This window comes from Gordonia sp. p3-SID1431, assembly GCF_025143765.1.
In the GTDB taxonomy this organism is placed as follows: domain Bacteria; phylum Actinomycetota; class Actinomycetes; order Mycobacteriales; family Mycobacteriaceae; genus Gordonia; species Gordonia hongkongensis.
Genome location: NZ_JAMBDT010000005.1, coordinates 86,819 through 93,240 on the forward strand (window position 1 = coordinate 86,819; position 6,422 = coordinate 93,240).

6 protein-coding genes are annotated in these 6,422 nt (G+C 67.7%); 3 read left to right on the top strand and 3 right to left on the bottom strand.

The window, feature by feature from the left end; genetic code table 11:
- Nucleotides 1–23: 23 nt before the first annotated feature.
- From M4D77_RS02965 to M4D77_RS02975, 3 genes are read right to left on the bottom strand one after another with little or no spacing between them, the layout of a single operon-like run.
- Entirely contained in the window at nucleotides 24–1,055 is a 1,032-nt protein-coding gene (locus M4D77_RS02965; RefSeq protein ID WP_259935518.1) for an isopenicillin N synthase family oxygenase, read from the bottom strand.
- Between the two features lie 51 nt (nucleotides 1,056–1,106).
- Nucleotides 1,107–1,994 (bottom strand): ABC transporter permease, encoded by an 888-nt coding sequence (locus M4D77_RS02970; RefSeq protein ID WP_259935519.1) that lies wholly within the window; start codon nucleotides 1,992–1,994, stop codon nucleotides 1,107–1,109.
- Nucleotides 1,991–2,770: an ABC transporter ATP-binding protein gene (locus tag M4D77_RS02975; RefSeq protein WP_065630925.1), complete on the bottom strand. Its 780-nt coding sequence runs from the start codon at nucleotides 2,768–2,770 to the stop codon at nucleotides 1,991–1,993. The genes M4D77_RS02970 and M4D77_RS02975 overlap by 4 nt, the downstream gene beginning before the upstream one ends.
- Nucleotides 2,771–2,828: 58 nt before the next feature.
- Here M4D77_RS02975 and M4D77_RS02980 point away from each other — a divergent pair, with 58 nt between their 5' ends.
- The 3 genes from M4D77_RS02980 to M4D77_RS02990 are packed head-to-tail and all read left to right on the top strand — an operon-like array spanning nucleotide 2,829 to nucleotide 6,380.
- Nucleotides 2,829–3,995 carry a nitrate ABC transporter substrate-binding protein gene (locus tag M4D77_RS02980; protein WP_226512824.1) on the top strand — a complete coding sequence of 389 codons (1,167 nt, stop codon included), beginning with the start codon at nucleotides 2,829–2,831 and terminating at the stop codon, nucleotides 3,993–3,995.
- 40 nt (nucleotides 3,996–4,035) lie between these two features.
- Nucleotides 4,036–5,049 carry an isopenicillin N synthase family oxygenase gene (locus M4D77_RS02985; protein WP_159370418.1) on the top strand — a complete coding sequence of 338 codons (1,014 nt, stop codon included), beginning with the start codon at nucleotides 4,036–4,038 and terminating at the stop codon, nucleotides 5,047–5,049.
- Complete coding sequence (locus M4D77_RS02990) at nucleotides 5,046–6,380, top strand: amidohydrolase family protein (RefSeq protein ID WP_226512823.1); 1,335 nt, start codon at nucleotides 5,046–5,048, stop codon at nucleotides 6,378–6,380. Before M4D77_RS02985 ends, M4D77_RS02990 begins: the two co-directional genes overlap by 4 nt.
- The last annotated feature ends 42 nt before the right edge of the window (nucleotides 6,381–6,422 follow it).

A 6,422-nucleotide genomic window follows, 5' to 3' on the forward strand; every position in this document is an offset into this window, starting at 1 on the left:
CGTAGAAGGCCGATGCCCCGGCCTCATCCCGCGGCCATCACGCGCTGCGCCTCGCGCTCGGCGCCGACGGGTGCGATTCCGCTCTTCATCCCGGCGAGCTTCGCATCGATGTTCTCGGCGACGGTGATCGGCGGATATCCCGGGTGGTCGGTACGCGCACACCCGGGCAGCGTCTCGATGACGGCATCGGCGTTGCCGTCGAAGAAGAACGCTGCCGACCGACGACGCAGGATCCGGCCGTCGACGACGGGCGGGTCGACGCGGTGGACAGTCGATCGCCACCGGTCGTTCGTCCACCGCGCCATGGCGTCGCCGAGGTTGACCAGCAGCGCGCCGTCGGCGGGTGCCACGTCGTGCCACCGCCCCTCGTGATCGAGCACCTGGAGCCCGGGCACCTGGTCGGCCCAGAGCACGGTGAGGATGCCGAAGTCGGTGTGCGCACCCATCCCGGTCAGCTCCCCGGCGAGTTCGATCTCGCCTTCGGGGAGGGTGTAGTTGTTGAGCTTCAGCGCGTCGATGGAGTGATCGGTCATCCCGTCGAAGTACCCGGGCGGCAGACCGAGCGCATCGGTGAAGGCGGTGAGCAGAACTCGTGAGAGGCCCCGCGCCGCGTCGAACCAGGATTCGACCGCCGGGCGGAATCCCGGCGCCGCGTCCGGCCACGTGTTCGTCGGGTAGCTGGACGCCGGCAGGTCGAGGCCCGGGAACCAGGAACCCTCCGAGCCGACGGTGAACGCCTCGTAGAAGTCGTTCATCTGATTCGCCGCGGCCACACCCAGACTCATGCTCAGCGACTCACTCTTCGGCGGGCTGTAGCCACGATTCTGCCCCGGCCGGGCGTATTGCTTCTTCACCTCGAGGGGCAGCGCGTAGAACTCGTCGAGCGCCGCGGTCAGTCCGTCGATGACGCCGGGTGCGATCCCGTGACCGACGACCTGGACGAAACCGACTCCGCTGCAGGCGTCGTCGAGGGCGCGCGCCACGCCGTCCCGGGCCGCGGCCGAGCTCTCCGGGTCGAGGTAGGGCGAGATGTCGATGGTGGGAACGGTGAACATGAATCCTCCGAATGGGTTCGGGTCGAGGTGGTTGCGAGCGCGGAGATGGCCTCAGCGACGACGGTTCACGGCGGCGTTGAGAATGCTGAAGGCGCCGAAGACGAGAATGCCGAACACCGACGCCAGTACGATCGCCGCGATGAGATCGTCGGATTGCAGGCGGGCACGGTAGATGTCGAGCAGGGTTCCGATACCGGGTTCTCCCTTGGCGAAGAACATGTCACCGATGATGGCGCCCACCACGACCAGCCCCGAGGCCGTCCGGAAGCCGGTCATCATCGACGGGAGCGCCGACGGGAACTCGAGCATCAGCAGGCGTTGCACCGGTGAGGCCTTCGACAGGGTGAACAGCTCCTGTGAGGACTTGTCGACCGAGACGAGCCCGAAATGCGTGTTGGCGATGATGGGGAAGATCGCGATGATCACGCACACGATCGTGCGGGCGACCATCCCGTAGCCGAACCAGAGCCCGATCAGCGGAACGATCGCGAGCACCGGGATCACCTGCAGCACAACGGCCCAGGGGTAGATCGCGCGTTCGAGGAAGGACCCCCGGCTCATCAGGACGCCGATGGCGACCCCGATCAGCGCGGCGAAGGCGAAACCCACGAGACAGACCTTCGCGGTGACCCACAGGGCGTCGAGCATGGGGCCGACGCTGTCCGGGTCCAGCAGCGACTCGGTCAGCACGCTGTGTGGCGACGGGAGCAGGAAACGCCGTTCCGGAGTGAGGATGAGATAGCTGACCGCGTACCAGGCGGCGATTCCCACGGCGAGGGAGAGGACCGGGGGTGCTCCGTACCTCAGCACGGCTGCCGTGACACGGCGGGCGCCACTCTTCCGCGACGACCGTTCGCCGCGTGTGGGTTCGGGCTGCGGCGCGGAGACCGGTCCGTGGTGCTCGCCGGCGGCGGGACGAGATCGGGCGGCGGTGGTCATCGTGCACCTCGGAGGGTCTCGGAGATCTCGGCGACGTGGTCGGTGAAACGGCTGTCGTAGCGCAGATCCGGGTGGCGTGGGTGAGCGAAGTCGATGCCGATGTCGGCGACGATCCGCCCGGGGCGTGCGGACATCACGATCACCCGGTTGGCGAGGAAGACCGCTTCGGACACCGAATGCGTGATGAACATCGCGGTGAACCGGCGTTCGGCGTAGAGCCGTTGCAGCTCGGATTGCATGTCGAGCCGGGTCATCTCGTCGAGAGCGCCGAAAGGCTCGTCGAGGAGCAACAATTCGGGCTCGGAGGTCAACGCGCGGGCCAGCGAGGCACGCATCTTCATGCCACCGGACAGCATGCGCGGCAATTGCGACTCGAACCCGGTGAGACCGACCGCGTCGATGGCGGCCTGCGCCCGGCGTCGTCGTTCACCCCGCGGCAGCCGGGCGATCTCGGCGCAGAGTTCGACATTGCCCCGCACACTGCGCCAGGCGAGGAGGGTCGGTTCCTGGAAGATGAACCCGACCGACTCCGTGGACAGTGCCACGCTTCCCTCTGTGGGCTTCTCGAGACCGGCGGCCATCCGGAGCAGGGTCGACTTACCACAACCCGACGGTCCGACGACGGCCACGAAGTCGCCGGCGCGCACGTCGAGGTCCACCCGGTCCAGCGCCTGGGTCCCGGACTCGAATCGCTTCGTCACCCCGGAGACGGACGCGACCACATCTTTGGTGAGATGACGCGCATCCACATCCCTCACCGTGTCGTAGAGTTTCATCCGGCCTTCCCGCCCTGTGCATGTCTACATGTAACTGTTGCAGTCTTTCTGCTATTAGATGACCCGCCTCCGCACGTCGCGTCTGGCCGTCGCCGCCACGGCGGCGACGATCTGCGCAGCGGTTCTCGCCGGCTGCTCGAGTTCCGGGTCCGACGACACCGCGTCGTCGAGCCTCCCCTCGGCGCCGGCCGAATCCACCCTCGCCGGAACCTGCCCCGACAACGCGGTGGTTCAACTGCAGTGGCAACCGCAGTCGGACATGGCCGGGGTCATCGGACTTCTCGGACCCGGGTACACCGTCGACACCGACAACAAGTCGGTCTCCGGCCCGCTCGTCTTCGACGGCATGGACACCGGCGTCGACATCACGCTGCGCGCCGGCGGACCGGCCATCGGATTCCAGTCGGTGCCCTCGGCCATGTACTCCGACGACTCCATCCACCTCGGTCTCGTCCACGGCGACCAGATGATCTCCGCCGCCAAGGACCAACGCGTGGTCGGTGTGACGCCCCTGCTGCAGTACAACCCCTCGATCATCATGTGGGACCCCGCAACCCACCCGGACGTGAAGACGATCGCCGACATCGGCCGATCCGACGCCAGCGTGGTGGTGTCGAAGGATCAGATCTTCCCGCAGTGGCTGGTCGCGAAGGGGCTGCTGCAGCAGGGTCAGCTCGACACCAGTTACGACGGCGCCCCGGCACGTTTCGTCGGCGACCCGTCGATCACCCAGCAGGGGTTCGCCAACTCCGAGCCCTACACCTACGAGAACGAGACCCCGTCGTGGAACAAGCCGGTCGCCTACGCGATGGTCAAGGACGCCGGGTACGACGTCTACGCGTCGAACGTCTCGGTCCGCGCCGGTGACGTCGAGGAGATGTCGCCGTGTCTGGAGAAGCTGGTCCCGATGATCCAGCAGACCGGTAAGGACTACGTGGCCTCGCCCGACGCGGTCAACGCCACCATCGTCAACTGGGTGTCCCAGGACGTCTCCTTCACCCCGTATTCAGCCGGGGAGGCGGCGTACTCGGCGGGCCTGCTGAAGGATCGCGCGGTCATCGCCCCGGGCGCGGACGGTGTCTACGGCAGCTACGACATGGTGAAGGCGCAGAACGTGATCAACGACCTCGTGCCGATCCTGAACGGCGGAGGCGCCGACCTGCCGGCCGCATTGCCCGCCGACCAGCTGTTCACGACCCAGTTCATCGATGAGCAGATCCGCTGACCCGACGCCCACGTCTTCCCCGACCACAGAGAGACACACGATGACAGAGACCACCACACCCCCATCGCCGGCCGCCTCGGCCGGCCTGACCGAGCTCGACCGGGAACGCCGGATGGGCGGGCTGGGGACCGAAACCACCGACCGCGAGATCCGCCGGATCAGTCTGGCCGATCTGGACAACCGCCGCGACGAGATCGCCGACCAACTCTGGTCGGCCGCAACCGACATCGGCTTCTTCCAGGTGATCGACCACGGCATCGACCTGGCCGCGGTGGACCACGCGTTCGAGATGTCCGCCCGGTTCTTCGCGCTCCCCCGTTCGATCAAGGAGCAGTATCCGCTCAAGAAGGGCCAGAACGCGGGCTGGGAGTACCGCACCCAGGTACGCCCGTCGATCGGCACACCGGACCAGAAGGAGTCCTACCAGTTCACCCGGCCCCGCATGGACGGACTGTGGCCGAGTGAGCGCGAGCTCGCCGGATTCCGCTCCACCATCGAGGATTTCGAGCACCGGTGCTGGTCGGTGGCGATGACCCTGCTCAGCTGTTTCGCCGAGCGTCTGGGTCTCGACCGCGACTTCTTCACCCGGGCGCACGACCCGACGGCGGACACCTACCAGAGCACCCTGCGGTTGCTGCACTACTACGCGTTCCCCGACGAACTGATCGACTCCGAGAACAGTTGGCGCGCCGGCGCACACACCGACTTCGACGCACTGACCCTGCTGTTCCAGCGGTCCGGTCAGGGAGGTCTGCAGGTGCTACCGGGAGCCGAGGCCGACGGTCAGGCCTGGACGTCGGTCGAGCCGTCCGACGACGCCATCACCTGCAACATCGGCGACATGCTGATGCGCTGGTCCGACGACCGACTGCCGTCGAACTTCCATCGGGTCCGGGCTCCCCGCCGAGGCGAGTACACCGGTCCGCGCTACACGCTCGCGTATTTCGCCCAAGCGAACTCCGACGTGCTGATCGAGAGCGCGGGCGGCACCTACCCGCCGATCACCGCCGCCGACTACCTCGCCCAGCGCATCGCCGCGAACTTCGCGAAGTGACCGACACATCATTGCCCGGGGCCGCCGTCACCGCGGCGGCCCCGGCCTTTCGCGACGTCACCGTCTACACGGCCGGGCAGTGGAAAGCCCATCACGACGTCCATGTCGTCGACGGGATCGTCACCGCGATCGCGCCCACCGACCGTCCGGGCGAAGATACCGGCGGCTACGTCATCCCCGGGTTCGTCAACACCCACACGCACCTCCAGCAGTCGCTCATGCGGGGAATCGCCGAATGCACACCGTTGCTCGAATGGTTGCTGGCCGTGGGCGAGGAATCGGTGGCGATCACACCCGAGCGGGCCTACCTCGCCGCTGTCTCGGCCTGCCTCGAACTGTTGCGATCGGGCACGACGACCGTCGTCGAACACATGTGGCCGAACCCGTCGCACGAGATCCATGACGCCGTCGTACGGGCACTGCGCGACACCGGAATCCGCGCAGTCCTCGGCCGCGGGGTCGCCGACCGGGCCGACCCGAGCCGCAAGTGGGGGTTCGAACCGCGGCTGATGCAACCCCTCGGCGAGGTCCTCGACCACGTCGACCATCTCCGCAACGAGGTTGCCGGGTCAGCGATCTCGATGGCCCTGGCGGTACCCAATCCGCGCTCGGTCACCGACGCCGGGATGCGGACGATCCGCGACTTCGCGCAGGAACGTGGACTGCCGGTCTCCATCCACCTGCTCGAGACCGGCACCGACGAGCAGATGTGTCGGCAGCACACCGGCTTCGGGGCCGTCGACCACCTCGACCGCAACGGCTTCCTGTGGGACCGCGTCCTCGCCGTCCATTGCGTCGAGCTCGACGACGCCGGCCAGCGCACCCTCGCCGCCCGGAAGGTTGCGGTGTCGCACAACCCGCTGTCGAACATGCGGCTCGGCAGCGGGGTGGCCCCGATCCCGGCGATGCTGGAGCGCGGCCTGGCGGTCGGGCTGGGCGTGGACGGCGCCGCCAGCAACGACACCCAGGACATGCTGGCGACGCTGCGCATCGCCGCTTACCTGCAACGTGCCGTCCACCGGCGTGCGGACCTGCTCGGGTTCCCCGAGATGCTCGACATCGCCTGCGGCGGCGCCAACTCCGCGCTCGGTCTGTCGCCGGTGACCGGCGGCGTGACGGTCGGGTCGCCCGCGGACCTCACCCTGGTGCGGTTCGATCGCGACTACGCCACCCTCCCCGTCCGGGATCCCGGCGCGTCGCTGCTCACCACCGGATCACGGTCCATCGTCGACACGGTGATGGTGGGTGGCGAGATCGTCGTCGAGGACGGACGCCACACGCGAATCGACGAGGCGGAGTTCACGAAACAGCTGGCCGCACTGTCCGTCTGAGCCTCGATCCGGTTCATCTCCCACACCTCGCGACAGTCGTGG

What these genes read in the sequence shown, in the direction of transcription:
- M4D77_RS02980 (WP_226512824.1), top strand. Translation starts at nt 2,829, where the DNA reads ATGACCCGCCTCCGCACGTCGCGTCTGGCCGTCGCCGCCACGGCGGCG.
- M4D77_RS02975 (WP_065630925.1), bottom strand. Translation starts at nt 2,770, where the DNA reads ATGAAACTCTACGACACGGTGAGGGATGTGGATGCGCGTCATCTCACC.
- M4D77_RS02985 (WP_159370418.1), top strand. Translation starts at nt 4,036, where the DNA reads ATGACAGAGACCACCACACCCCCATCGCCGGCCGCCTCGGCCGGCCTG.
- M4D77_RS02970 (WP_259935519.1), bottom strand. Translation starts at nt 1,994, where the DNA reads ATGACCACCGCCGCCCGATCTCGTCCCGCCGCCGGCGAGCACCACGGA.
- M4D77_RS02965 (WP_259935518.1), bottom strand. Translation starts at nt 1,055, where the DNA reads ATGTTCACCGTTCCCACCATCGACATCTCGCCCTACCTCGACCCGGAG.